This is a genomic window from Pseudomonas helmanticensis, assembly GCF_900182985.1.
GTDB classification, from domain to species: domain Bacteria; phylum Pseudomonadota; class Gammaproteobacteria; order Pseudomonadales; family Pseudomonadaceae; genus Aquipseudomonas; species Aquipseudomonas helmanticensis.
In genome coordinates this window covers 4,313,861-4,338,863 of record NZ_FXUY01000001.1, presented here as the reverse complement: position 1 = coordinate 4,338,863, position 25,003 = coordinate 4,313,861, and the positions used below count along the sequence as shown (strand labels likewise).

The 25,003-nt window shown below is 60.3% G+C and carries 24 protein-coding genes; 10 read left to right on the top strand and 14 right to left on the bottom strand.

The window, feature by feature from the left end; genetic code table 11:
* Nucleotides 1-62: 62 nt before the first annotated feature.
* Nucleotides 63-782 (bottom strand): response regulator transcription factor, encoded by a 720-nt coding sequence (locus QOL84_RS19320; RefSeq protein ID WP_283438229.1) that lies wholly within the window; start codon nucleotides 780-782, stop codon nucleotides 63-65.
* 167 nt (nucleotides 783-949) lie between these two features.
* Between QOL84_RS19320 and QOL84_RS19315 the strand changes: the two genes are divergently transcribed.
* Complete coding sequence (locus QOL84_RS19315; protein ID WP_283438228.1) at nucleotides 950-2,482, top strand: sensor histidine kinase; 1,533 nt, start codon at nucleotides 950-952, stop codon at nucleotides 2,480-2,482.
* A gap of 168 nt (nucleotides 2,483-2,650) precedes the next feature.
* Here QOL84_RS19315 and QOL84_RS19310 read toward each other — a convergent pair whose 3' ends face one another.
* From QOL84_RS19310 to glyQ, 4 genes are all read right to left on the bottom strand, one after another.
* The gene (locus tag QOL84_RS19310; protein ID WP_283438227.1) at nucleotides 2,651-3,430 is read right to left on the bottom strand and encodes a lysophospholipid acyltransferase family protein; all 780 of its coding nucleotides are present in this window, start codon (nucleotides 3,428-3,430) and stop codon (nucleotides 2,651-2,653) included.
* An 83-nt stretch (nucleotides 3,431-3,513) separates the two neighbouring features.
* Nucleotides 3,514-4,053, bottom strand: a complete 540-nt coding sequence (gene gmhB, locus QOL84_RS19305) for a D-glycero-beta-D-manno-heptose 1,7-bisphosphate 7-phosphatase (protein ID WP_283438226.1) — start codon at nucleotides 4,051-4,053, stop codon at nucleotides 3,514-3,516.
* A gap of 4 nt (nucleotides 4,054-4,057) precedes the next feature.
* Nucleotides 4,058-6,112 carry a glycine--tRNA ligase subunit beta gene (gene glyS / locus QOL84_RS19300; protein ID WP_123454912.1) on the bottom strand — a complete coding sequence of 685 codons (2,055 nt, stop codon included), beginning with the start codon at nucleotides 6,110-6,112 and terminating at the stop codon, nucleotides 4,058-4,060.
* Nucleotides 6,109-7,062, bottom strand: coding sequence for a glycine--tRNA ligase subunit alpha (gene glyQ / locus QOL84_RS19295; protein ID WP_025112261.1), 954 nt, complete (start codon nucleotides 7,060-7,062; stop codon nucleotides 6,109-6,111). Before glyQ ends, glyS begins: the two co-directional genes overlap by 4 nt.
* Before the next feature lie 81 nt (nucleotides 7,063-7,143).
* On the opposite strand from glyQ, the gene QOL84_RS19290 reads away from it, so the two are divergent.
* From QOL84_RS19290 to QOL84_RS19280, 3 genes are all read left to right on the top strand, one after another.
* Nucleotides 7,144-7,701: a DNA-3-methyladenine glycosylase I gene (locus QOL84_RS19290; protein WP_283438225.1), complete on the top strand. Its 558-nt coding sequence runs from the start codon at nucleotides 7,144-7,146 to the stop codon at nucleotides 7,699-7,701.
* A 40-nt stretch (nucleotides 7,702-7,741) separates the two neighbouring features.
* A complete protein-coding gene (locus QOL84_RS19285) occupies nucleotides 7,742-8,629 on the top strand; it encodes a lysophospholipid acyltransferase (protein WP_283438224.1) in 888 nt (295 codons plus the stop codon).
* A gap of 108 nt (nucleotides 8,630-8,737) precedes the next feature.
* Nucleotides 8,738-8,977: a PilZ domain-containing protein gene (locus QOL84_RS19280; protein WP_201229523.1), complete on the top strand. Its 240-nt coding sequence runs from the start codon at nucleotides 8,738-8,740 to the stop codon at nucleotides 8,975-8,977.
* Nucleotides 8,978-8,981: 4 nt separating this feature from the next.
* On the opposite strand, the gene QOL84_RS19275 is transcribed toward QOL84_RS19280, so the two are convergent.
* The 5 genes from QOL84_RS19275 to def form a co-directional block, all read right to left on the bottom strand.
* Nucleotides 8,982-9,296 (bottom strand): tetratricopeptide repeat protein, encoded by a 315-nt coding sequence (locus QOL84_RS19275; RefSeq protein WP_283438223.1) that lies wholly within the window; start codon nucleotides 9,294-9,296, stop codon nucleotides 8,982-8,984.
* A 148-nt stretch (nucleotides 9,297-9,444) separates the two neighbouring features.
* Nucleotides 9,445-10,821 (bottom strand): Trk system potassium transporter TrkA, encoded by a 1,377-nt coding sequence (gene trkA, locus QOL84_RS19270; protein WP_064389689.1) that lies wholly within the window; start codon nucleotides 10,819-10,821, stop codon nucleotides 9,445-9,447.
* Between the two features lie 22 nt (nucleotides 10,822-10,843).
* Nucleotides 10,844-12,154 carry a 16S rRNA (cytosine(967)-C(5))-methyltransferase RsmB gene (gene rsmB / locus QOL84_RS19265; RefSeq protein ID WP_283438222.1) on the bottom strand — a complete coding sequence of 437 codons (1,311 nt, stop codon included), beginning with the start codon at nucleotides 12,152-12,154 and terminating at the stop codon, nucleotides 10,844-10,846.
* Nucleotides 12,151-13,110 carry a methionyl-tRNA formyltransferase gene (gene fmt / locus QOL84_RS19260; RefSeq protein WP_283438221.1) on the bottom strand — a complete coding sequence of 320 codons (960 nt, stop codon included), beginning with the start codon at nucleotides 13,108-13,110 and terminating at the stop codon, nucleotides 12,151-12,153. The genes rsmB and fmt overlap by 4 nt, the downstream gene beginning before the upstream one ends.
* A 57-nt stretch (nucleotides 13,111-13,167) precedes the next feature.
* Nucleotides 13,168-13,674, bottom strand: coding sequence for a peptide deformylase (gene def / locus QOL84_RS19255; RefSeq protein WP_129386974.1), 507 nt, complete (start codon nucleotides 13,672-13,674; stop codon nucleotides 13,168-13,170).
* A 160-nt stretch (nucleotides 13,675-13,834) separates the two neighbouring features.
* Between def and QOL84_RS19250 the strand changes: the two genes are divergently transcribed.
* The 3 genes from QOL84_RS19250 to tsaC all read left to right on the top strand — a co-directional run bounded on the left by QOL84_RS19250 (nucleotide 13,835) and on the right by tsaC (nucleotide 16,654).
* Nucleotides 13,835-14,860, top strand: coding sequence for a LysM peptidoglycan-binding domain-containing protein (locus QOL84_RS19250; RefSeq protein ID WP_283438220.1), 1,026 nt, complete (start codon nucleotides 13,835-13,837; stop codon nucleotides 14,858-14,860).
* Nucleotides 14,861-14,943: 83 nt separating this feature from the next.
* The gene (dprA, locus tag QOL84_RS19245) at nucleotides 14,944-16,041 is read left to right on the top strand and encodes a DNA-processing protein DprA (RefSeq protein WP_283438219.1); all 1,098 of its coding nucleotides are present in this window, start codon (nucleotides 14,944-14,946) and stop codon (nucleotides 16,039-16,041) included.
* A 55-nt stretch (nucleotides 16,042-16,096) separates the two neighbouring features.
* Complete coding sequence (gene tsaC / locus QOL84_RS19240) at nucleotides 16,097-16,654, top strand: L-threonylcarbamoyladenylate synthase type 1 TsaC (protein WP_129386983.1); 558 nt, start codon at nucleotides 16,097-16,099, stop codon at nucleotides 16,652-16,654.
* Between the two features lie 88 nt (nucleotides 16,655-16,742).
* On the opposite strand, the gene QOL84_RS19235 is transcribed toward tsaC, so the two are convergent.
* On the bottom strand, nucleotides 16,743-17,720 hold the full coding sequence (locus QOL84_RS19235; protein WP_283438218.1) for an NADPH:quinone reductase: 978 nt from the start codon (nucleotides 17,718-17,720) through the stop codon (nucleotides 16,743-16,745).
* 149 nt (nucleotides 17,721-17,869) lie between these two features.
* On the opposite strand from QOL84_RS19235, the gene hemF reads away from it, so the two are divergent.
* Together hemF and aroE are read left to right on the top strand one after the other, a co-directional pair.
* The gene (gene hemF, locus QOL84_RS19230) at nucleotides 17,870-18,784 is read left to right on the top strand and encodes an oxygen-dependent coproporphyrinogen oxidase (RefSeq protein WP_283438217.1); all 915 of its coding nucleotides are present in this window, start codon (nucleotides 17,870-17,872) and stop codon (nucleotides 18,782-18,784) included.
* 9 nt (nucleotides 18,785-18,793) lie between these two features.
* Nucleotides 18,794-19,615, top strand: coding sequence for a shikimate dehydrogenase (gene aroE / locus QOL84_RS19225; protein WP_283438216.1), 822 nt, complete (start codon nucleotides 18,794-18,796; stop codon nucleotides 19,613-19,615).
* Between the two features lie 114 nt (nucleotides 19,616-19,729).
* Here aroE and QOL84_RS19220 read toward each other — a convergent pair whose 3' ends face one another.
* From QOL84_RS19220 to betC, 3 genes are all read right to left on the bottom strand, one after another.
* Complete coding sequence (locus tag QOL84_RS19220) at nucleotides 19,730-21,298, bottom strand: SulP family inorganic anion transporter (protein ID WP_283438215.1); 1,569 nt, start codon at nucleotides 21,296-21,298, stop codon at nucleotides 19,730-19,732.
* Nucleotides 21,299-21,469: 171 nt separating this feature from the next.
* The gene (gene choX, locus QOL84_RS19215; RefSeq protein ID WP_283438214.1) at nucleotides 21,470-22,390 is read right to left on the bottom strand and encodes a choline ABC transporter substrate-binding protein; all 921 of its coding nucleotides are present in this window, start codon (nucleotides 22,388-22,390) and stop codon (nucleotides 21,470-21,472) included.
* Between the two features lie 16 nt (nucleotides 22,391-22,406).
* Complete coding sequence (betC, locus tag QOL84_RS19210) at nucleotides 22,407-23,921, bottom strand: choline-sulfatase (RefSeq protein ID WP_283438213.1); 1,515 nt, start codon at nucleotides 23,919-23,921, stop codon at nucleotides 22,407-22,409.
* A gap of 114 nt (nucleotides 23,922-24,035) precedes the next feature.
* On the opposite strand from betC, the gene QOL84_RS19205 reads away from it, so the two are divergent.
* Nucleotides 24,036-24,986: a choline sulfate utilization transcriptional regulator gene (locus QOL84_RS19205; RefSeq protein WP_283438212.1), complete on the top strand. Its 951-nt coding sequence runs from the start codon at nucleotides 24,036-24,038 to the stop codon at nucleotides 24,984-24,986.
* The last annotated feature ends 17 nt before the right edge of the window (nucleotides 24,987-25,003 follow it).

The window sequence follows — 25,003 nt, the reverse complement described above, 5'->3', positions numbered from 1 at the left end:
CTGCGGCAGCTCCTACAGATAATCAATGTAGGAGCTGCCGCAGGCTGCGATCTTTTGATCTTCTATTCGGATGCTGCCGCCACACTCTCCAACCGATACCCATACCCATAAATGGTCAACAGCTGCCAACCCCGATCCGCCGTCAGCCCGAGCTTGTTCCGCAGCCGATAGATATGCGTATCCAACGGCCGCGACGAGGCCATTTCCTCATGCGGCCAAAACCGTTCATACAGATAATCCCGCGACAACGGTCGACCCAGGTTGCTGAACAAACACCGCGCCAGTCGATACTCGCGCTCGGTCATGACAATCGGCTTTCCCTCGCGGGTGACAGTCAGCTCAGCGTCATCAAACGTCAGATCGTTAAAGCTCAGCACTTCCGTCGCCGCCGCCCGTTGCTGGCTATGTCGCCGTAGCACCGCAGCCACCCGCGCTTTCAACTCATTCGGCCGAAACGGCTTGCTCACATAATCATCCGCCCCGGCATTCAACGCCTGCACGATATCGCTCTCGCCATCGCGGCTGGTCAGCATGATCGCCGCCGGTGGCGCTTCCATGTGTTCGCGGGTCCAGCGCAGCAGGGCCAGGCCGGTGAGGTCGGGCAGTTGCCAGTCGAGGATCAGCAGGTCGAAGGTTTCCCGGCGCAGTTGCCGTAGCAGGTCTTCACCGCGCTCGAAGCTGTGCAGTGACCACGGCTGTTCGCCGGCATCGGCCATTTGCTGCAGGGTTTGCTCGACCCGGCGCAGTTCGGCGGGTTCGTCGTCCAGTATCGCAACGCGCATACGCGGTGATTCCTTGTTGCTTGGGCAGTTGGCGGACAACCATAGTCGCTCGGCCCTCGCTATGAAAGTAAGCAGCCGCCGTCGGTCGACGTCCGCTATGATTCTTCGGTCTACGTCTCAGACCTGTGGCCTATGAAACCATTCACACTGCCCTGCCCTTTTTCCACATGAACCCTGATCGTCGGCGTGAAAGCCGAGAGCCGAGCCAGGTGCAACGCCTGTTTCGCCAGTTGGTGCGCGAATGGTTGTGGATAAGTCTAGTGCTGTTGCCGCTGACTGCGCTGTTGTCTTATCGCGCACAGATCAACTTGCACGATTCGTCTGCGGCCATGGGCGCCTTGTTGTCGGTCGCCTTGGTGGCCGGCAGTCTTGGCCTGCTGTTGTGGCGTCCGCGCTGGGCACTCTGGGTCACGTTGATCTGCATGGCGTGCGCGCTGCTGGCCAGTGCAGGTTTAGCGGAAATGCGCCGTTGGTGGTCGCCGACACCCGCAGTGCTGGGCATGTTGTTTGGCTATCTGATCTGGAACTGGCGGCGCCTGAGCGTGGTGCTGACCTATTTCGGTTGGGAACTGGCACGGCTGGACAACGAACCGAAGGTTTTCCCCGAACGCCGTCGCTCGCAATTCATCGGGGCTGATCGCTTGCAGGGCCAGATCATGGCGCTTGAGCAAGCCATGAGCCGAACCCGCGATACCCGGCGGTTTATTGCCGACGGCCTGGAATACCTGCCGGTTGCCACACTGATCAGCGATCCCAAAGGGCAGATATTGTTGGGCAATCGCAAGGCTCGCCAGCTCTTCGATAACAACCTGGTGGGGGATGACGTACTTGCACAACTCGCACGTCTTGGTTACCCGGAATTATCCACAGAGCAGCGTCCGCCATTGTCCGCCCTGCCGCTGTTGGAGTTCCGTGATCACAAGGAGCGCAGCCTGCGTCTGGAGCGGGCCGCCCTGCTGCCGGTGGACGGTGACACGCCGATCGGTTGGCTGCTGAGTCTCACCGACCTCAGCGCTGAACGCGCGGCCGAGGAGCAACGCAGTGTGTTGTTGCGCTTTCTTTCCCATGACCTGCGCGCGCCGCACTCTGCCATCCTCGCCTTGCTCGATGTGCACCGTCATCAAGTCGGGGCCGATGCGCCGTTGTTCGAACAAATCGAACGCCAGGTGCGTCGCGCGCTGGATCTTACCGACGGTTTTGTTCTGTTGGCGCGGGCTGAATCCGAGGCGTACCAATTTCAGCCGACGCTGTTCGCGATGCTGGTGCTGGATGTGCTGGATCAGGCGTTGCCCATCGCCCAGCAGAAACGCATCGAGCTGCTGCATGACATGGATGAGGAATCGCAGGAACGTCTGATCAATGCTGACCAAGGCTTGCTGACTCGCGCGCTGTTCAACCTTTTGGAGAACGCGATCAAGTACAGCCTGGCCGACACCACGATCACCCTGCGCGTCTGTTGCCGCGAGGAGTGGTTGCACTGTGAATTGATCGATCAAGGCAAAGGCATCGCCGCCGATGAATTGCCCGATCTTTTCAGTCAGTACCGACGCTTTTCCTCAGCCCAAGGCATCGACGGCGTTGGCCTGGGCTTGTCGATGGTCAAAGCGGTGGTCGACCACCATGGCGGCAAAATCGAATGCCTGAGCGTGGTCGATCAAGGCACCACGTTCCTATTTGAGTTGCCGCTGATTCACGAGTGAACAGGCACAAAAAAACCGGCTATATCGGCCGGCTTTTTTACATCCTAAAAAAACTTATGCACATTTTACGGTCTTTTATGAGCTTGAGAAATATATAAGTAAATCAATTACTTAATTTCAATAATCAGGCCTTTTCAGCAAAACCGTACACAGGTTATCCACAAAATCTCAGACAGCGATCTGATCATTTGCCGCGGGTGCCTGCGGGGCCGGTGGCAGAGAGCCCATTTCGCGTTGAGTCTTCTCGTTCCAGGCTTGCACCCGGTCGTTCAACTCGGCGATGGCGCGCGGGCCTGTGCCTTCGGCGTACATCGGTTCACCGATGACCACAGTGATCACGCCGGACTTTTTGCCCCAGCCGACTTTCGGCCAGAACTTGCCGGCATTGTGTGCAATCGGCAGTACCGGAAGCGCCGCATTCACCGCCAAAGCGCTACCACTGCGGGAGAACTTGCCGACAGTGCCAAACGGCACGCGTGTGCCTTCCGGGAAGATCAGCACCCAAACGTTGTCCTTGAGCAGCTCATCACCCTTGGCAGCGACTTGTTTCAATGCAGCTTTCGGGTTGTCGCGGTCAATCGCGATAGGCCGCAACATGGCCATGGCCCAGCCGAAGAACGGTACATACAGCAGTTCGCGTTTGAGCACTTGGCTCAGCGGCGAGAAATAAGCGGAGAGAAAGAACGTCTCCCAAGTGCTCTGGTGGTTCGATTGAATCACGCAGGGCCGGTCAGGCACGTTTTCCGCGCCTTTGATTTCGTAACGGATACCGAGAAACACCTTGGTCAACCACAAGGCGCAACGGCACCAGTACACGTTGATGAAACGATAACGCGCCTTGAATGGCAAAAACGGCGCGATAAAAAAACTCAAGCTGCACCACAGCAGGGAGGTGGTGCCCAGCAGCAGGTAAAAGAGAAAAATTCTGATGGCCCGCAGTATCGACATAGTGACGTTTACCGTTACGGGGCAATGCCCGAGTGTTCAAGCGCACTCCCGATCAATCCCTGGTCAGGAACTTCAGAAGTACTCTAGTTGTGGATAAGTTCTGCGGCAATCGCCGCCAGATCGTCAAAAATCAGAGTGCCCACCGGCAGGGTTTTGCCCTGAGTCTTTTCGCCTTTTCCGGTCTTTACCAAAACTGGCTGTGAATCGACGGCTTTGGCGGCCTCCAGGTCACCAAGGCTGTCGCCGACGAACCAGACATTGGCAAGCGTGACGTTGTAATGCGCCGCGATGGTTTTCAGCATCCCCGGTTTCGGCTTGCGGCAATCGCAGCCTTCGTCCGGCCCATGCGGGCAATACACGATCAGCCCGACCTCACCGCCCTGCTCCGCCACCAACTCGCGCAATCGCGCGTGCATGGCATCGAGAGTAGTGAGGTCGTAATAGCCGCGAGCAATGCCCGACTGGTTGGTGGCGACTGCCACCGTCCAGCCGGCCTTGCTCAACTGCGCAATCGCCTCGATCGAGCCGGGCAACGGCATCCACTCCGCCACGGACTTGATGTAAGCGTCGGAGTCGTAATTGATCACTCCGTCCCGATCGAGAATCAGCAGTTTCAACAGCAATCCCTCAACCCAGCAGCGAAATGTCGGCAACACCGAGGAACAGGCCACGCAGACGCGCCAGCAGCGCGTAACGGTTGGCTCGTACATTGGCATCGTCGGCATTGACCATCACCGCGTCGAAGAATGCATCCACCGGCTCGCGCAAGGCGGCCAGGCGTGCCAGCGATTCGTTGTACTGACGCGCCGCAGCCATTGGCTGTACCGCTTGATCCGCTTGCTGGATCGCCGAGTACAGCGAGAACTCGTTGGCGTTGTCGAAGTACTTCGCTTGTACCTCAGTCGGTACCGCGCCTTCGAGTTTGCTCAACAGGTTCGACACACGCTTGTTCACTGCCGCCAGCGCTGCCGCTTCCGGCAGTTTGCGGAACGCTTGCACCGCTTGCACACGCTGATCGAAGTCCAGCGCCGAACCCGGCTTCAGCGCACGTACCGACAGGTAAGTGGCGACTTCAACGCCTTCGTCTTCATAACGCGCACGCAGACGGTCGAAGATGAATTCCAGCACGGACTCGTTGAGGCCGGCAGCCTTGACCTTGGCACCGAATGCGGCCACGGCGAACGCCACGGCATCGTTCAGGTCCAGATCAAGTTTCTTCTCGATGAGGATACGCAGAACACCCAGAGCCGCACGGCGCAGGGCGTACGGGTCTTTGCTGCCGGTTGGCAGCATGCCGATACCAAAGATACCGACCAGGGTGTCGAGCTTGTCAGCGATCGCGACGGCCGCACCGGTCAGGGTCGCCGGCAGTTCTGCACCGGCACCGCGTGGCATGTATTGCTCGTTCAGCGCCAGCGCGACGTCTTCCGGCTCGCCGTCATTGAGGGCGTAGTAGTAACCGGCGACACCTTGCATCTCCGGGAACTCGCCAACCATTTCAGTGGCCAGGTCGCACTTCGACAGCAGGCCCGCGCGAGCAGCCCACGACGCGTTGCCGCCAATGCGTGCGGCGATGTACGCAGCCAGTTTTGATACGCGCTCGGCCTTGTCGTAGACACTGCCGAGTTTTTCCTGGAACACCACGTTCTTCAGGCGATCATTGAAAGCTTCGAGTTTCTGCTTCTTGTCTTGCTTGAAGAAGAACTCGGCGTCGGTCAGGCGTGGGCGAACCACTTTTTCGTTACCGGCGATGATCTGCTGCGGGTCTTTGCTTTCGATGTTGGCCACAGTGATGAAACGTGGCAGCAACTTGCCGTCGGCATCCAGCAGGCAGAAGTACTTCTGGTTGTCCTGCATGGTGGTGATCAGCGCTTCCTGCGGCACGTCGAGGAAACGTTCTTCGAACGAGCACACCAGCGGCACCGGCCATTCAACCAGCGCGGTCACTTCGTCGAGCAATGCCGGCGGAACGATTGCCGTGCCTTCCTGACGGGTGGCCAGCTCTTCGGTGCGCTTGCTGATGATCTCGCGACGCTCGTTGGCATCGGCCAGCACATAAGCGGCACGCAGGTCGGCGAGGTAGCTCGACGGCGAACCGATGCGCACGCTTTCCGGGTGATGGAAGCGGTGACCACGGGAATCACGGCCAGCCTTTTGCGCGAGGATGGTGCAGTCGATGACCTGGTCACCGAGCAGCATCACCAGCCATTGGGTCGGACGCACGAACTCTTCCTTGCGCGCACCCCAACGCATGCGTTTCGGGATCGGCAGGTCGTTCAGCGAATCTTCGACGATGGTCGGCAGCAGGCTCGCGGTCGGCTTGCCGGCGATGCTCTGGCTGTAACGCAGTTTCGGGCCGCTCTGATCGATTTCGCTCAGATCGACGCCGCATTTCTTGGCAAAACCCAAGGCTGCCTGAGTCGGATTGCCTTCAGCGTCGAACGCCGCCTGACGAGGCGGGCCGTCGAGGTTGATGCTGCGATCCGGTTGCTGGGTAGCCAGCGCAGTGATCAGCACAGCCAGACGGCGCGGCGCGGCGTAGACGGTTTTGGTCTCGTAGCTCAGGCCAGCGGCTTGCAGGCCCTTGTCGATACCGGCGAGGAACGCTTCAGCCAAGGTATTCAGGGCTTTCGGTGGCAGTTCTTCGGTGCCCAGTTCAACCAGAAAATCTTGCGCACTCATTGTGCTGCCTCCAGCTTGGCCAGTACTTCGTCACGCAGGTCCGGGGTCGCCATCGGGAAGCCCAGCTTGGCGCGTGCCAGCAGGTAGGCTTGCGCAACGGAACGCGCCAGGGTGCGCACGCGCAGAATGTATTGCTGACGGGCAGTCACCGAGATCGCCCGGCGCGCATCCAGCAGGTTGAAGGTGTGCGAGGCCTTCAAGACCATTTCGTAGCTCGGCAACGGCAGCGGCTGGTCGAGTTCGATCAGGCGCTTGGCTTCGCTTTCATAGAAGTCGAACAGTTCGAACAGCTTGTCGACGTTGGCGTGTTCGAAGTTGTAAGTGGACTGCTCCACTTCGTTCTGGTGGAACACGTCGCCGTAGGTGACTTTGCCCATCGGACCGTCAGCCCAGACCAGGTCGTAGACCGAATCCACGCCTTGCAGGTACATGGCCAGACGCTCGAGACCGTAAGTGATCTCGCCGGTCACCGGGTAGCACTCGATGCCGCCCGCTTGCTGGAAGTAAGTGAACTGAGTCACTTCCATGCCGTTCAGCCAGACTTCCCAGCCCAGACCCCAGGCGCCGAGGGTCGGCGATTCCCAGTTGTCTTCGACGAAGCGAATGTCGTGAACCAGTGGGTCCAGGCCGACATGCTTGAGCGAGCCCAGGTACAGTTCCTGGAAGTTATCCGGGTTCGGCTTGAGCACGACCTGGAACTGATAGTAGTGCTGCAGACGGTTCGGGTTTTCGCCGTAACGGCCGTCAGTCGGACGGCGGCTTGGCTGCACGTAAGCGGCGTTCCAGGTTTCCGGGCCGATGGCACGGAGGAAGGTCGCGGTGTGGAAAGTGCCGGCGCCTACTTCCATATCGTAGGGCTGAAGTACCACGCAACCTTGCTCGGCCCAGTATTGCTGGAGCGCGAGGATCAAGTCTTGGAAGGTACGCACGGCTGGCGTAGGCTGGCTCACGAAATTCACCTGTTTCTTGGGCTGCGATTTAAAGAGCGGGAGTATACCCGATTCAGTCGCACCTCCACCCCCTGGAGCCTTATGCCACGCTGCTTTTGGTGTACCGAAGATCCGCTGTACATGGCTTATCACGATCAGGAGTGGGGCACGCCGCTACGCGATGCGCAGGGTTTGTTCGAGTTGCTTTTGCTCGAAGGGTTCCAGGCCGGGCTGTCGTGGATCACCGTGTTGCGCAAACGCGAGCGTTATCGCGAGGTGTTGTTCGGCTTCGACGTACAGCGCGTGGCGCAAATGAGCGACGCTGAAATCGACGAGTTGATGCTCGATCCGGGGATCATCCGCAACCGCCTCAAACTCAATGCCGCCCGCCGCAATGCCCAGGCCTGGCTGGCGCTGGAGGATCCAGTGGGGTTCCTCTGGTCGTTCGTCGGCGACCAACCGATCATCAATCATTTCAAGGATCGCAGCGAAGTCCCGGCGATCGCCCCCGAAGCGCTGGCGATGAGCAAAGGCCTGAAAAAGGCCGGGTTCACGTTCGTCGGCCCGACCATTTGCTACGCACTGATGCAGGCCTCGGGCATGGTCATGGACCACACCCAAGACTGCGACCGCTACGCGCAGCTCGCCAACGGCGGTTAGAATGGCCGCCTCGCGCACCGCACAAGATCAGGAGTGACCTGTGGAAAAGTTTAAAGGCGCCTTGCTGGTAGGCGCTCTGCGGCTGTTTGCCCTGCTGCCATGGCGGGCCGTACAGGCCGTGGGTTCGGCGATCGGCTGGATCATGTGGAAAACCCCCAACCGCTCCCGCGACGTGGTGCGGATCAACCTCGCCAAATGTTTTCCACAGATGGATGCGACCGAACGTGAGCGTCTGGTCGGCCAAAGCCTGAAAGACATCGGCAAGTCGCTGACTGAAAGCGCCTGCGCGTGGATTTGGCCGGCGCAGCGTTCGATTGATCTGGTGCGCGAAGTCGAAGGCCTCGACGTGCTGAAAGACGCCTTGGCCTCGGGCAAAGGCGTGGTCGGCATCACCAGCCACCTGGGCAACTGGGAAGTGCTCAATCACTTCTATTGCAGCCAGTGCAAACCAATCATTTTCTACCGCCCGCCAAAGCTCAAGGCTGTGGACGATTTGCTACGCAAACAGCGCGTGCAACTGGGCAACAAAGTCGCCGCCTCCACCAAGGAAGGCATCCTCAGCGTCATCAAAGAAGTGCGCAAAGGTGGTGCAGTGGGCATCCCCGCTGACCCGGAACCAGCCGAATCCGCCGGGATCTTCGTGCCGTTCTTCGCCACTCAAGCGCTGACCAGCAAATTCGTGCCGAACATGTTGGCCGGTGGCAAAGCCGTCGGCGTATTCCTGCATGCGCTGCGCTTGCCCGACGGTTCTGGCTACAAAGTGATCCTCGAAGCCGCGCCCGAAGCCATGTACAGCACCGACACCGCCGAATCCTGTGCGGCAATGAGCAAAGTCGTCGAACGCTACGTCGCCGCCTATCCAAGTCAGTACATGTGGAGCATGAAGCGCTTCAAAAAGCGTCCACCCGGCGAAGAGCGCTGGTATTAACGAAGTTGGCACACTCTGTGGATAACTTGTAGGAGCTGCCGCAGGCTGCGATCTTTTGATCTTGCTCCTTCAGTTATCCACAACTCGTTCAAAAAAGGGCGCACCAAGATGTCCGAACACCGCAAATCCTTCCGCATCAAGATCACCCACGACAGCTTCGGCGAATGCCTCGGGCAAACCCGCAACCTGTCCCCGACTGGCGTGTACGTCCAGCACCCGCGCCTGGCTTCATTGCCCAAAGGCGCGGTGGTTTATGGCCAGGTGCAGGACTTACCCACAGGCGCGCCGCGAGTGCGGATGGAAGTGGTGACGGTCGACGCCGAAGGCATCGGCCTGCGGTATTTGTAAAACCCTACTGCGCCTGTCGATCGAGCTTCTTGAGAAACACGGTCATTTCTTTCTCGGCCTGTTTGTCGCCATGGGCGCGGGCCGCTTCCAGACCTTGCTCCCACGCCTGACGCGCAGCGGCGTGATCGTCCAGCGCGAGTTGCGCCTTGCCTAACAGTTTCCAAGCGGCGGAATACTTCGGATCAAAGCCGACACAACGCTGGAAATGCTCGGCGGCTTTGGCATTTTCGCCCAGATCCAGATAGCCCTTGCCCAAGCCGAAGCGCAGCAGAGAGTTATCCACACCCTTGGCGAGCATTTTTTCCAGGGATTCGAGCATGGGTGGATTCCTTATCGGCGGAGTGTCAGGTATTGATCTTGTTTAGTGAGGCCGCTTTCGCGAGCAGGCTCGCTCCCACATTTTGGAATGCGTTTCCCCTGTGGGAGCGAGCCTGCTCGCGAAGGCGCCAGTGCCGTCAGCGCAAGCCTCAGAAAAAGCTCAACCCCACATGAAACAGCTTCTCCACATCGCGAATATGCTTTTTATCCACAAGGAACAGAATCACATGGTCGCCCGCTTCGATCACCGTATCGTCGTGGGCGATGATCACTTGTTCGTTGCGGATCACCGCACCGATCGTGGTGCCCGGCGGCAGGCCGATTTTCTCGATCGGCTTGCCAATCACCTTGCTCGATTTCGCATCACCGTGGGCAATCGCCTCGATCGCCTCCGCCGCGCCGCGCCGCAATGAGTGCACGCTGACGATATCGCCACGGCGCACGTGGGCCAGCAAGGTGCCGATGGTCGCCAGTTGCGGGCTGATGGCGATGTCGATGTCGCCGCCCTGAATCAAATCGACGTAGGCCGGGTTGTTGATGATCGTCATGACCTTCTTCGCCCCCAGCCGTTTCGCCAGCAGCGACGACATGATGTTGGCTTCGTCATCGTTGGTCAGCGCGAGGAAGATGTCGGCGTCGGCAATGTTCTCTTCCAGCAGCAAATCGCGGTCGGACGCGCTGCCCTGCAACACCACGGTGCTGTCGAGGGTATCGGAGAGATAACGGCAACGCGCCGGGTTCATCTCGATGATCTTCACCTGATAACGGCTTTCGATGGCCTCGGCCAGACGCTCGCCGATCTGCCCGCCGCCCGCAATGACGATGCGTTTGTAGGTTTCATCGAGACGGCGCATTTCACTCATCACCGCGCGAATATTCTCACGCGCGGCGATGAAGAAGACTTCATCGTCGGCCTCGATCACCGTATCGCCCTGCGGCAGGATCGGCCGGTCACGGCGGAAAATCGCCGCGACGCGGGTTTCGACGTTCGGCATGTGCTCGCGCAACTGGCGCAGTTGCTGACCCACCAACGGCCCGCCGTAATAGGCACGCACCGCCACCAGTTGCGCCGCACCTTCGGCGAAATCGATGACCTGCAAGGCACCCGGATGCTGGATCAGGCGCTTGATGTAGTTGGTCACCACTTGCTCGGGGCTGATCAGCACGTCGACCGGGATCGCTTCGTTCTGGAACAGTTGTTCCTCGCGATTGAGGTAGGACGCTTCACGCACCCGGGCGATCTTGGTCGGGGTGTGGAACAGCGTGTGGGCGACCTGGCAGGCGACCATGTTGGTTTCGTCGCTGTTGGTCACCGCCACCAGCATGTCGGCGTCATCGGCACCGGCCTGACGCAACACCGACGGCAGCGAGCCACGGCCCTGCACGGTACGGATGTCGAGGCGATCGCCGAGGTCGCGCAGGCGTTCGCCGTCGGTATCGACCACGGTAATGTCGTTGGCCTCGCTGGCCAGGTGTTCCGCCAGCGAACCGCCGACCTGTCCCGCACCGAGAATGATGATTTTCATCCAGTCACTCCGTTGAATCCGTTTAGCCGCGCGCGGCAGCGATCTTGATCAGCTTGGCGTAGTAGAAACCGTCATGCCCACCCTGCTGGGCCAGCAATTGGCGGCCGTGGGGCTGTTTTATCCCTGCCGTGGTGGCCAGATCCAGTTCGCGGGCGCCAGGCGTGCGCTCAAGGAACGCGGCGATGACTTCGGTGTTTTCGGTCGGCAAGGTCGAGCAGGTCGCGTAGAGCAGGATGCCGCCGACTTCGAGGGTTTTCCACATCGCCTCGAGCAGCTCGCCTTGCAGTTGCGCGAGGGCGACGATGTCGTCGGGCTGACGGGTCAGCTTGATGTCCGGATGGCGACGAATCACGCCGGTGGCCGAGCATGGTGCATCGAGCAGGATGCGCTGGAACGGTTTGCCGTCCCACCATTTGTCGATATCACGGCCATCGGCAGCGATCAATTCGGCGTCCAGACCCAGGCGTTCGAGGTTTTCTTTGACTCGCACCAGACGCTTGGCTTCCAGATCCACCGCCACCACGCCGGCCAGTGCCGGTTCGGCTTCGAGGATGTGGCAGGTCTTGCCGCCCGGCGCGCAGCAGGCGTCGAGCACGCGTTGGTCCGGCGCCAGGTCGAGCAGGTCAGCGGCCAGTTGCGCGGCTTCGTCCTGCACGCTGATCCAGCCTTCGGCGAAACCCGGCAGGCTGCGCACGTCGGCGGCGGCTTCGAGGATGATGCCGTCGCGGCTGTACACGCACGGTGTCGCAGCAATGCCGGCCTCAGTCAGCAGACCGAGGTAAGCGTCGCGGCTGTGATGGCGGCGATTGACCCGCAGGATCATCGGCGGATGCGCGTTGTTCGCCTCACAGATGGCTTCCCACTGTTCCGGCCAGAAGGCTTTCAGGGACTTTTGCAACCAGCGCGGGTGAGCAGTGCGCACCACTGGATCGCGCTCCAGTTCGGCGAAAATCGTCTCGCTTTCGCGCTGGGCATTGCGCAGCACGGCGTTGAGCAGGCCCTTCGCCCAAGGCTTTTTCAGCTTGTCGGCGCAACCGACGGTTTCGCCGATGGCGGCGTGGGCCGGCACGCGGGTGTAGAGCAACTGATAGAGACCGACCAGCAGCAGCGCTTCGACATCGGCATCCGCAGCTTTGAACGGTTTCTGCAGCAGCTTCTCGGCCAGCGCCGACAGACGTGGCTGCCAGCGCGCGGTGCCAAAGGCCAGATCCTGAGTGAAACCGCGATCGCGATCCTCGACCTTGTCCAGTTGCGTCGGCAGTGAGCTGTTCAACGAAGCTTTGCCACTGAGGACGGCGGCGAGTGCCTTGGCGGCGGCCAGACGCGGATTCATTGCGCGTCCACCACTGCGCCGAGCACGGTGCCGACGGCGAATTTCTCGCGACGGCTGTTGAACAGATCGCTGAAGTTCAGCGCCTTGCCGCCGGGCAATTGCAGGCGGGTCAGGCTCAGCGCCTGTTCACCGCAGGCGATGATCAGCCCGTCCTTGCTGGCGCTGAGGATTTCACCCGGCGCGCCTTTGCCGTCGGCAATGGTTGCTGCCAGTACTTTAAGCGCTTCACCGTTGAGGGTGCTGTGGGTAATCGGCCATGGATTGAAGGCGCGCACCAGGCGCTCCAACTCAACCGCCGGACGGCTCCAGTCGATGCGTGCTTCGTCTTTGTTGAGTTTGTGCGCGTAAGTGGCGAGTTCATCGTTCTGCACTTCGCCTTCAAGGGTGCCAGCAGCCAGACCGGCAATCGCCTGCACCACGGCCGGCGGGCCCATCTCGGCGAGACGGTCGTGCAGGCTGCCGCCCGTGTCTTCAGCGCTGATCGGGGTGGTGACCTTGAGCAGCATCGGCCCGGTGTCGAGGCCGGCTTCCATGCGCATCACGGTCACGCCGCTTTCGGCATCACCGTGTTCGACGGCGCGCTGAATCGGTGCCGCACCGCGCCAGCGTGGCAGCAACGAGGCGTGGCTGTTGATGCAGCCCAGACGCGGAATATCCAGCACCACTTGCGGCAGGATCAGGCCGTAGGCGACCACCACCAGCAAATCCGGCTTCAGTGCGGCCAGTTCAGCCTGCGCATCGGCGTTGCGCAACGTTGGCGGCTGCAACACCTGGATATTGTTTTCCAGCGCGAGCTGTTTGACCGGGCTCGGCATCAGTTTTTGCCCGCGACCGGCCGGACGATCCGGTTGGGTGTAGACCGCAACGATCTCGTAAGGGCTGCTCAGCAGGGCCTTGAGGTGTTCGGCGGCGAATTCCGGGGTGCCGGCAAAAACGATGCGCAGTGGCTCAGTCATGAAGGGAGTCTCATAAAAAGAAAAAGGCTTGCCGCAGCAAGCCTTTGAAGAGGGGCATCAAGCGTTCTGGCGGTGCTGCTTTTCCAGTTTCTTCTTGATCCGGTCGCGTTTGAGCGTGGACAGGTAATCGACGAACAATTTGCCGTTGAGGTGGTCGCATTCGTGCTGGATGCACACCGCGAGCAGGCCTTCGGCGATCAGTTCATAGGGCTTGCCGTCGCGGTCCAGCGCCTTGATCCTGACCTTCTGCGGGCGATCGACGTTTTCGTAGAAACCCGGGACCGACAGGCAACCTTCCTGGTATTGCTCCATTTCGTCGGTCAGCGATTCGAACTCAGGGTTGATGAACACCCGGGGTTCGGTGCGGTCTTCGGAAAGGTCCATCACGACGATACGTTTGTGCACGTTGACCTGGGTCGCGGCAAGGCCGATGCCCGGCGCTTCATACATTGTTTCAAACATGTCGTCGACCAACTGACGCACTTCGTCGTCCACTACAGCCACTGGTTTGGCGATAGTGCGCAGACGCGGGTCCGGAAATTCGAGGATGTCTAAAATGGCCATAGGCTTTGATTGCTGCACGTATTGAGTAAAGTCGGGCGATGGCCTGGCAGGTCCGAAGATGCAGGCTACCGTTGTGAAGCGTAGCTTGTGCAATTTGCTCAAGCGAGCCACGGGGGCTCTGACGGTTCACGCGAACGCACATGATAAAGGGATTCACTGCATGAGGAAAACACTACTCGCCCTGCTGTTGCTGGCTTCGGCCGGCGTGGCGCAAGGGCAGGTGCAACTCAGGGATGATTTTCCACAGCAATACACGGTGGTTGCGGGTGACACACTCTGGGACATTTCCGGCAAATACCTGCGCGAACCCTGGCAATGGCCGCAGCTGTGGCGGGCCAATCCGCAGATTGAAAACCCCAACCTGATCTACCCTGGCGACACGCTGACGCTCAGTTACGTCAACGGTCAGCCCCGCCTGATGCTCAATCGCGGTGAGTCGCGCGGCACCATCAAGCTTTCGCCACGGATCCGCACCAGCCCGGTGGCCGAGGCGATTCCGAGCATTCCGCTCAAGTCGATCAACAGTTTTCTGCTGAGCAACCGCATCGTCGACAAGGTCGAGGAGTTCGACAAGGCGCCATATATCGTTGCCGGCGATGCCGAACGCGTGCTCAGCGGTACCGGTGACCGTATCTTTGCGCGCGGCCATTTCGACCCGAATCAGCCGGTGTACGGCATCTTCCGTCAGGGCAAGGTCTACACCGATCCGCAGACCAAGGAGTTTCTCGGGATCAACGCCGATGACATCGGCGGTGGCGAAATCGTTGCCACCGAAGGCGACGTCGCTACCCTCGCGCTGCAACGCACCACCCAGGAAGTGCGCCTCGGTGACCGCTTGTTCAGCGGTGAAGAGCGTTCTATTAATTCGACCTTCATGCCCAGCGCGCCGACCAGCGCCATCAACGGCGTGATCATCGACGTGCCGCGCGGCGTCACGCAGATCGGCGTGATGGACGTGGTCACCCTGAACAAGGGCAAGCGTGACGGTCTGGCCGAAGGCAATGTGCTGGTGGTGATGAAAACCGGCGAGACCGTGCGTGACCGCATTACCGGCCAGCCGCTGAAAATTCCCGACGAACGCGCCGGGTTGCTGATGGTGTTCCGCACTTACGACAAGCTCAGCTATGGCCTTGTCCTCAATGCTTCACGCTCGCTGGCGGTGCTCGACAAGGTGCGAAATCCGTAAGCTTGCTTCACAAGTTACCAACAGAGTTATCCACAGCTTGTTCCGAATGGTTCGGGACTTATAACGATCAAGGATGATCCACGATGCTCTCTGTCTGCACGCCGGTTTCGCCGGCGGAACTGGAAGCGCGCCTGCGCCTGCACCGCTTGCCGGAAATCGGTCCGAAGCGCTTTGCCAAATTGCTCGAAGCCTTCGGCTCGGCGTCCAAAGCCATCAGCGCGCCAGCGAGTGCCTGGCGCTCGCTGGGAATGCCGGCGGCCTGCGCCGAAGCGCGGCGCAGTCCTGAGGTGCGCGATGGCGCCAGCCATGCAATGCGCTGGCTAGAGCGCCCGGAGCATCATTTGCTGATGTCCGATCAGGCGGATTATCCGGCGCTGCTGGCGCAGATTCCCGATCCGCCGCCGCTGCTGTTTGTTGCTGGCGACCCACTGATTCTGGAAAAACCACAACTGGCGATGGTCGGCAGCCGTCGTGCCTCACGCCCGGGGATGGATACGGCGGCGGCGTTCTCGCGCAGCCTTGCCGGGGCTGGTTTTGTCATCACCAGTGGTCTCGCACTGGGTATTGATGCCGCCGCGCATCAGGCGGCACTGGATGTCGGTGGCTTGACCGTGGGTGTGTTGGGCACCGGCCTGGAAAATTTTTATCCACAGCGCAATCGGCGCCTGGCTGACGCGATGATTGCGTCTGGCAGCGCGGTGGTTTCGGAGTTTCCGCTGGACGCCGGGCCGACGCCTAGCAACTTCCCGCGGCGTAACCGGATCATCAGCGGCTTGTCGCTCGGTGTGCTGGTGGTCGAGGCCAGCGTCGCCAGTGGTTCATTGATCACTGCGCGGCTGGCGGCGGAACAGGGGCGCGAGGTGTATGCAATCCCCGGCTCGATCCATCACCCCGGTGCGCGCGGTTGTCACCAATTGATTCGCGACGGTGCGGTGCTGGTGGAAACCATCGAACACATTCTCGAAGCGCTGCGCGGCTGGCAGCATTTGCCGTTGTCCACAGACACAGCGAAAGTCGATCACCCGTTGCTCGCCCTACTCCACGCCGCGCCGCATACCAGCGAAGGTCTGGCCGACAGCATCGGCTGGGCGTTACCGAAAGTGCTGGCAGCCCTGACCGAACTGGAAATGGATGGCCGCGCGGTATGCGAAAACGGCCGCTGGTTTGCGCGGGTGAGCTAGGTTTTACAAGGAAGATCGGTAAACTGCGCGAAACCTGTTTGCGGAGAGTTTTTTCATGGTCAACAGTTGGCGTGTGCAACAAGCCGCACGAGAGATTCGCGCCGGGGCGGTGATTGCCTATCCAACCGAAGCCGTCTGGGGGCTGGGTTGCGACCCGTGGAATGAAGAGGCGGTGGATCGGCTGCTGGCGATCAAGAATCGCTCGGTCGACAAGGGCCTGATTCTGGTGGCCGACAACATTCGCCAGTTCGATTTCCTGTTCGAAGACTTCCCGCAAGAATGGATCGACCGCATGGCCAGTACCTGGCCGGGGCCAAACACCTGGCTGGTGCCGCATCAGGGCTTGTTGCCGGAATGGGTGACGGGCGTGCACGACACTGTGGCGTTGCGCGTTAGTGATCATCCACAAGTGCGCGATTTGTGTTCGATGGTCGGGCCGTTGATTTCGACCTCGGCCAACCCGCAAGGACGCCCGGCGGCGCGCACGCGGTTGCGCGTCGAGCAGTATTTCCGGGGGCAGATTGATCTGGTGCTGGGCGGGGAATTGGGTGGGCGCAAGAACCCGAGCCTGATTCGTGATCTGGCCACGGGCAACGTCGTACGCCCGGCTTAGAACCGAGTTGCTCCCATCGCGAGCAGGCTCACTCCTACATTTGGAATGCGTTCCCCTGTAGGAGTGAGCCTGCTCGCGATGGGGCCGGTCAAGGCAACAGAATGGTTGAACCTGTCGTCCGTCGAGCCGACAGCTCAGTCTGCGCTTTGGCCGCATCCGCCAACGAATAGCGCTGACTGATATCCACCTTGATCTTGCCGCTGATGATCATCTCAAACAGCTCATCCGCCATCCGCTGCAAATTCTCAGCGTTATTGGCATAAGTCGCCAACGTCGGCCGCGTCACGTACAGCGAACCCTTCGCCGAAAGAATCCCCAGGTTCACCCCGTCCACCGCACCCGACGCATTGCCGAAGCTCACCACCAGACCACGCGGTGCAACGCTGTCCAGCGAAGTCAGCCAAGTGTCCTTGCCCACACCGTCGTACACCACCGGGACTTTCTTGCCATCGGTCAGCGCCAGCACGCGCTCGGCAACGTTCTCATGGCTGTAATCAATGGTCGCCCACGCACCATTGGCCTTGGCCAGTTCGGCCTTCTCTTTCGAACTGACCGTGCCGATCAGCTTCACGCCCAGGGCCTTGGCCCATTGGCAGGCCAGCGAACCGACACCACCGGCAGCGGCGTGGAACAGAATGGTTTCGCCACCTTTCAGTTCATAAGTCTGACGCAGCAGATACTGCACGGTCAGGCCCTTGAGCATTACCCCAGCGGCCGTTTCGAAGCTGATTTCATCCGGCAGTTTCACCAGATTGGCTTCGGGCAACACGTGCAACTCGCTGTAAGCGCCCAACGGGCCACTGCCATACGCCACACGATCACCGACCTTGAAGCGGGTGACGCCGCTGCCAACCGCGTCAACCACGCCTGCACCTTCCGCACCGAGACCGGACGGCAAGGCTGGCGGCGCGTACAGACCGCTGCGGAAATAGGTGTCGATGAAGTTCAGGCCGATCGCCTTGTTCTCCACGCGCACTTGATTGGGGCCGGGCGCGGCGGGTTCGTAGTCAACAAATTCGAGCACTTCGGGGCCGCCGTGGGCGCGGAACTGGATACGCTTTGCCATCTGCCTGCTCTCCTTGGGTCTGTCGTGAACCCCCTATCCAACTCCCATGCTTGATCTTCGTCAACTGCGGCGCGCCAGTCTGCGGTGGTATGCTACGCGCCCATTTGCGTCGCCCGCCTGCGGGGCGCCGCCCGATTCAAGGTGAAGCCATGACGACCCGCACCGACGCCGTAAAGGCCTATCTGCTCGACCTGCAAGACCGTATCTGCGCTGCACTCGAAACCGAAGACGGTGGCACGCGCTTCGTCGAAGACGCCTGGACCCGGCCGGCGGGCGGTGGCGGTCGCACCCGCGTGATCGAGAACGGCACGCTGATCGAAAAGGGCGGCGTCAACTTTTCCCACGTCTACGGCAACGGTCTGCCACCGTCGGCCAGCGCCCATCGCCCGGAATTGGCCGGTCGCGGTTTTGAAGCCCTCGGTGTGTCGCTGGTGATTCACCCGCACAACCCGCATGTGCCGACGTCCCACGCCAACGTGCGCTTTTTCATCGCCGAGAAGGAAGGTGAAGAGCCGGTCTGGTGGTTCGGTGGTGGCTTCGACCTGACCCCGTATTACGGCAACGAAGAAGACTGCATCCATTGGCATCGCGTTGCTCAACAGGCTTGCGCGCCATTCGGACCGGACATCTACCCGCGCTACAAAGCCTGGTGCGACACCTACTTCCACATCAAGCATCGCCACGAACCGCGCGGTATCGGCGGGCTGTTCTTCGATGATTTGAACGAGTGGGACTTCGACACCAGCTTCGCCTTCATGCGCGCCATTGGCGACGCCTACATCGATGCGTATTTGCCGATCGTGCAGCGCCGGAAAAACGATGCCTTCACCGCCCAGCAGCGTGAATTCCAGGAGTTTCGCCGTGGCCGCTACGTCGAATTCAATCTGGTTTACGACCGGGGCACGCTGTTCGGCCTGCAATCGGGCGGGCGTACCGAGTCGATTCTGATGTCGCTGCCGCCGCAAGTGCGCTGGGGCTACGACTGGAAAGCCGAGCCCGGCAGCGAAGAAGCGCGCCTGACCGAGTACTTCCTGCAAGACCGCGACTGGCTGACCCAGGCCTGAGGATTACTGATGGATCGTTACGTCGTTTTCGGTAATCCGATCGGCCACAGCAAATCGCCGATGATTCACAAGTTGTTCGCCGAGCAAACCGCACAGCAGCTCGACTACAGCACCTTGCTGGCGCCGCTGGACGACTTCTCCGGCTGCGCCAAGGCGTTTTTCGTAAGCGGTCGCGGCGCCAACGTGACCGTGCCGTTCAAGGAAGACGCCTACCGTCTGGCCGACAGCCTGACCGCCCGCGCAGAGCGCGCCGGCGCGGTGAACACCTTGAGCAAACTGGCCGACGGTTCGCTGCTCGGCGATAACACCGATGGCGCCGGGCTGGTGCGTGACCTGACGGTGAACGCCGGGTTCAGCCTGAGCGGCAAACGCATCCTGCTGCTCGGCGCTGGCGGCGCGGTGCGTGGGGCGCTGGAGCCATTGCTGGCGGAGAAACCGGCGTCGGTGATCATCGCCAATCGCACGGTCGACAAGGCTGAGTTGCTGGCGGAGTTGTTCTGCGATCTGGGGCCGGTGTCGGCCAGTGGTTTTGACTGGCTGCGCGAGCCGGTGGACGTGATCATCAACGCTACATCGGCGAGCCTGACCGGCGATGTACCGCCGATTGCGCCGAGCCTGATCGAGCCGGGCAAGACCCTGTGCTACGACATGATGTACGGCAAGGAACCGACGGCGTTCTGCCGCTGGGCCAGCGAGCATGGCGCGGCGGTGGCGATGGATGGTTTGGGGATGTTGGCGGAGCAGGCCGCTGAGGCGTTCTTTTTGTGGCGGGGTGTGCGGCCTGATACGGCGCCAGTATTGGCCGAACTGCGCCGCCAACTGGCGCAATAATCCTTGTAGGAGTGAGCCTGCTCGCGATAGCGGAGTGTCAGTTGATAAGGTTTTATCTGACACTCCGCTATCGCGAGCAGGCTCACTCCTACAGTGTTATGCGGTGCTATCAGATCAATCCTCAAACCGGATCGGACATTTCTCCGGCCCTTCAAGCTTCCTCAACTCCTCCACCACCTGCGGCCGCGCCCGGCGCAAGGTCAAACTGCGATTCTGGCTCAACAACCGCCGCGCCTCCTGATGCAGCATCGCCACCCCCGAATAATCGATGAAGTTGATCTGCTGCGCCTCGATCACCACCCGCGCGCCGTGCATGCGCTGCAGGCGCACTTGCAGGTAATGGCTGGCGCCGAAAAAGATCGAGCCGCCGACGCGTAAAACATCGTCCTCACCGTCGCGCCAATGCTGCACACGCGGTTGCGAAGTGCGCTTGAGGTAGAAAAACAGCGACGCCAGCACCCCGGCATAAATCGCCGTCTGCAACTCCAGCAGCAAGGTCGCGAGACACGTCAGCGCCATTACCACGAATTCGGCGCGGCTGACTCGCAGCAACGAGCGAATGCCGCGATGATCCACCAGCCCCCAGGCAATCAGCAGAATGCTGCCCGCCATCGCCGGAATTGGAATGTGTGAAATCAATCCCGCGCCGAAGATCGCAAACAACGCCACCCAGATCGCTGAAAAAATCCCGGCCAGAGGCGAGCAGGCGCCCGCCTCGTAACTCAATCCTGAGCGGGTAAATGATCCGGCCGACAACGATCCGGAAAAGAACGCCCCGACAATGTTCGATAAACCTTGCGCACGCACTTCCTGATTGGCATCGAGTAATTGCTGCGACCGCGCCGAAATCGAGCGCGCGATCGACAGGCTGGTGACCAGCCCGAGCATGCCCACCGCCACAGCGCTCGGCAGCAGGCGCAAAATCAAATCCAGATCCAGCGGCAAGCCACTGAACGGTGGCAATCGTCCAACGAACGCACTGACCAGATGCACATGGCCGAACATCGCCGGCCACAACCACACCAGCAGGCTGGCCAGGATCAACGTTATCAACAGCGTCGGCCAGCGCGGCAGCAGTTGTTTCAGGACCATACCGACCACCACCGTGGTCAAGCCGAGCACCAGCGAAGGTTTATCCACAGCCCTGAGGTGTTGCAGCAGATCCATCAGACTCGCCAGCGCCGTGGCTTTAGCCGACAATTCCAGACCCAGCAGATTCGGCAATTGCCCGATAGCAATCACCACCGCCGCGCCAAGGGTGAAACCCAGCACCACCGAATGCGAGACGAAATTCACCAGCGCGCCGAAGCGCAGCAAACCGAGCAGCCACTGGAAAACTCCGGCGAGGAAAGTCAGCAGCAGGATCAGGGTGATGTAGTCCTGCGATGCCGGCACCGCTAAAGGGCTGACGCTGGCGTACAGCACAATCGAAATCGCTGCGGTCGGGCCGCAAATCAGATGCCACGATGAACCCCACAGGCAAGCGATCAATACCGGGATGATCGCGGCATACAGACCGTACTCAGGTGGCAGACCGGCGATCAGCGCGTAGGCAATCGACTGGGGTAACGCGAGAATCGCACCGCTGAGGCCGACGATCAGGTCCCGTCCGACGCTGGCGCGGGTTTGCCGCGGTAGCCAGGTCAGGAAAGGGAAGAGAGAGTGGCGGCTGGGAAAGGCCATGGGTCCTCGCGGTTGGGGTTTTATGCAAGGTTATCAGCCCTTACGCCGATCGTTCCCACGCTCTGCGTGGGAATGCAGCCCGGGACGCTCTGCGTCCCATTCAAAGCCGAACGCGGAGCGTCCGTTGCGGCATTCCCACGCGGAGCGTGGGAACGATCTGTGCGCGCTAAATCAGAGCTTGGCTTTGACCGCCGCCAACGCATCCTTCCCGTCAACCGTCTTCACCCCATCCAGCCACTTATCCAGCACCGCCGGGTTCGCCTTGATCCACGCCTTCGCCGCCTCGGCATTAGTGACCTTCTTGTTCACCACCTCAGCCATGATGCTGTTCTCCATCGCCTGAGTGAACGAAAGATTGGTCAGCAATTTACCCACATTCGGACAGGCCTCGGCGTAACCCTTGCGCGTCAGCGTAAACACGCTGCCGGTGTCGCCGAAGTACTTCTCGCCGCCCTTCAGGTAATGCATCTTCAACTGCACGTTCATCGGGTGCGGGGTCCAGCCGAGGAAGGTGACGAATTTCTGTTTCTTCACCGCCCGCGACACTTCGGCGAGCATCGCCTGTTCGCTGGACTCGATCAGCTTCCACTGGCCCATGTCGAAGTCGTTCTTCTTGATGATTTCCTGCAGCGAGATATTCGCTGGCGCACCCGAACCAATGCCGTAGATCTTGCGCTCGAATTTGTCGGCGTATTTGTTCAGGTCGGCGAAGTTATGCACACCCGCGTCCCACACGTAGTCGGGTACGGCGAGGGTGAACTCGGTGCCGTCGAGGTTCTTCGCCAGTTGCGTGACGTCACCGGTGGCGACGAACTTGTCGTAGAAGCCCTGCTGCGCCGGCATCCAGTTGCCGAGAAACACATCCACCTGGCCATCCTTCAAACCGCCAAAGGTGATCGGCACCGCGAGGGTGTCGACCTTGGCCTTGTAGCCCATGCCGTCCAGCAGAAGCCCGGTGATGGCGTTGGTCGCGGCGATGTCGCTCCAGCCCGGGTCGGCCATTTTCACCGTCTCGCAACTTTGCTCGGCGAAGGCCGAAGCGCTGCTCAGCGCGAGCAGGCCGACCGTCACTACTGTGGATAACTTGCGCATGGACTTCCCCTTAACATTATTGGTTTTGGCAGGGTTGTGGATAACGTGCTTTGCGTTCCAGATCGTCGAGATCGATGTGGTTGCGCATGTACTGCTGACTGGCGTCCACCAGCGGCTGGTGATCCCAGCTCTTCAGCTTGCCGATGGTTAACGCCTCGGCAACAAAACGGCGGCGGCGCTGGCTGGCGAGGACCTCCCGGTGAATCGCCGGAATGTCCCACTTGGCCCGCGCTTCAGCGAGAAAATCGTCGAACAGCGGGCGATATTGCGGCGATTGACTGAGTTCTTCTAGTTCGCGCGGGTCGTTGCTTACATCGAAGAGTAGGCAAGGGTCGCTTTCACTGTAGATAAATTTGTAGGCGCCGCGACGGATCATCATCAGCGGGCTGACGGTGCCTTCGGCCATGTATTCGCCGAACGCTTCGTCATGGCCGCCCTGCCCTTGCAGGTGTGAGACCAGCGAACGGCCATCCAATGGCAGGCCCGGTTCCAGCGTTCCGCCGGCCATTTCCACGAAAGTTGGCAGCAGGTCGGCAGTGGATACGGCAGCACTGACACGACCTGAATTGAACTGCCCTGGCGCACTGATCAACAGCGGCACGCGGGCAGCCATTTCGTACCAATGCATTTTGTACCAGAGGCCTTTCTCGCCGAGCATGTCGCCGTGGTCGCCGGAGAACACGATGATGGTGTCATCGATCAGCCCGGTTTCTTCGAGGGTTTGCAGAAGTTTGCCGACGTTGGCGTCGATATAGCTGCACGCACCGAAGTACGCCCGGCGCGCATCACGGATCTTATCCACAGGCAGCGGTTTATCCCACAGGTCGTAAACCTTGAGCAGGCGCTGCGAGTGCGGATCGAGTTCGTGTTGATCCGGGGACGTAGGCAAAGGGATATCGGCATCGTCGTACAAATCCCAGAACGCCTTGGGAATGGTGTACGGGTCGTGTGGGTGCGTCATTGAAACAGTCAGGCAGAACGGCTGATCGCCATCCTCGCGGATGTGATCAAACAAATACTGCTGCGCTTTGAACACCACCTCTTCATCGAAATCGAGTTGGTTGGTGCGCACGCACGGCCCGGCCTGCAATACCGAGGACATGTTGTGATACCAGCTCGGCCGTACGTCCGGCTCATCCCAGTTCACTGCCCAGCCGTAATCGGCCGGGTAGATGTCGCTGGTCAGGCGCTCTTCGTAACCGTGTAACTGATCGGGGCCGCAGAAATGCATCTTGCCCGACAGCGCGGTGCGGTAGCCGAGACGGCGCAAGTAATGGGCGTAAGTAGGCACATCGGCAGGGAAATCGGCGGCGTTGTCATAGGCGCCGATTTTGCTCGGCAACTGGCCGCTGACCAGGGTGAAACGCGACGGCGCGCACAACGGGCTGTTGCAATAAGCGGCATCGAACACCACGCCTTGGGCGGCGAGGCGGGAAAGATTCGGCAGTTTGATCGGCGACGGGCCGTAGAACGGCAACATTGGCGCGGCCATCTGATCGGCCATGATGAAAAGAATATTCTTGCGCTTCATGTGATCGCGGCATTCCATAGTGAATATTTATGCGACATTGCTGCGTTCGAGCATGGAGTCCATGCTGTATCCGGTAAAGCCCGCGCGGAACAATGACTAGGATAAGCACTGCTTATGTATGAAGCCTTGGGTGATCTGTCCCTCGACCTGTTGCGCGCATTCGAAGCGGCGGCGCGACATCGCAGTTTTACCGCCGCTTCGGTAGAGCTGGGCACTACGCAACCGGCGATCAGCCAGCAGATCAAACGCCTGGAAGAGCAACTCGGCACGCGCTTGTTTGATCGCATTTACCGCGGGATCGAATTGACCGAAGTCGGCGCCATCCTGTTCGAGCAGGTTTCCCTCGGTTTGCAGAATATCGACGCTGGATTGAGCGCAATCAGTGCACAGCAGCAACATGAAGTGCTGCAGGTCGCCACCGATTTCGCTTTCGCTGCGTATTGGCTGATGCCGCGCCTGCACCGCTTCCATGAAGCCAATCCGCATGTCGATGTCAGCTTGGTGACCAGCGAACGCAACCACAACATGCTGCGCACCGATATCGACGTGGCAATCCTGTTCGGCGACGGGCGTTTTAAGCAGGGCGAAAGTCATTGGCTGTTCAGCGAAGAAGTGTTCCCGGTGTGCAGCCCGCAATTGCTCAAGGAGCGCGCCCTGCCCTTGCCCGCTCAGGCGCTGCTGGAGTTGCCGTTGTTGCATCTGCGTGGCGAAAACAGCAGCAACTGGTTTGACTGGAGCGGCTTGTTTCGCGAGTTAGGCATCAACACGCCGCCGGCGCCGGGGCAATTGCGCTTCGACAATTACACGCTGTTGATCCAGGCGGCGATTGGCGGGCAGGGTGTGGCGATCGGTTGGCGCCACCTTGTGGACAACTTGCTGACCCAGGGTTTGTTGTGTCGGCCGATTGCTGAAACAACGCTGTCGCGGTTGGGGTATTACGTAGTGTTGCCGCAGCGCAAACGGCGTGGGGCGTTGATTCAGCAGTTTGTCGATTGGTTGATGGTCGAGCAGGCGAACAGCGCCGAATCGTTGGCCGGGTTGGCGTTGCCTTCGATTGCGGTTTGAAGGTCAAAAGATCGCAG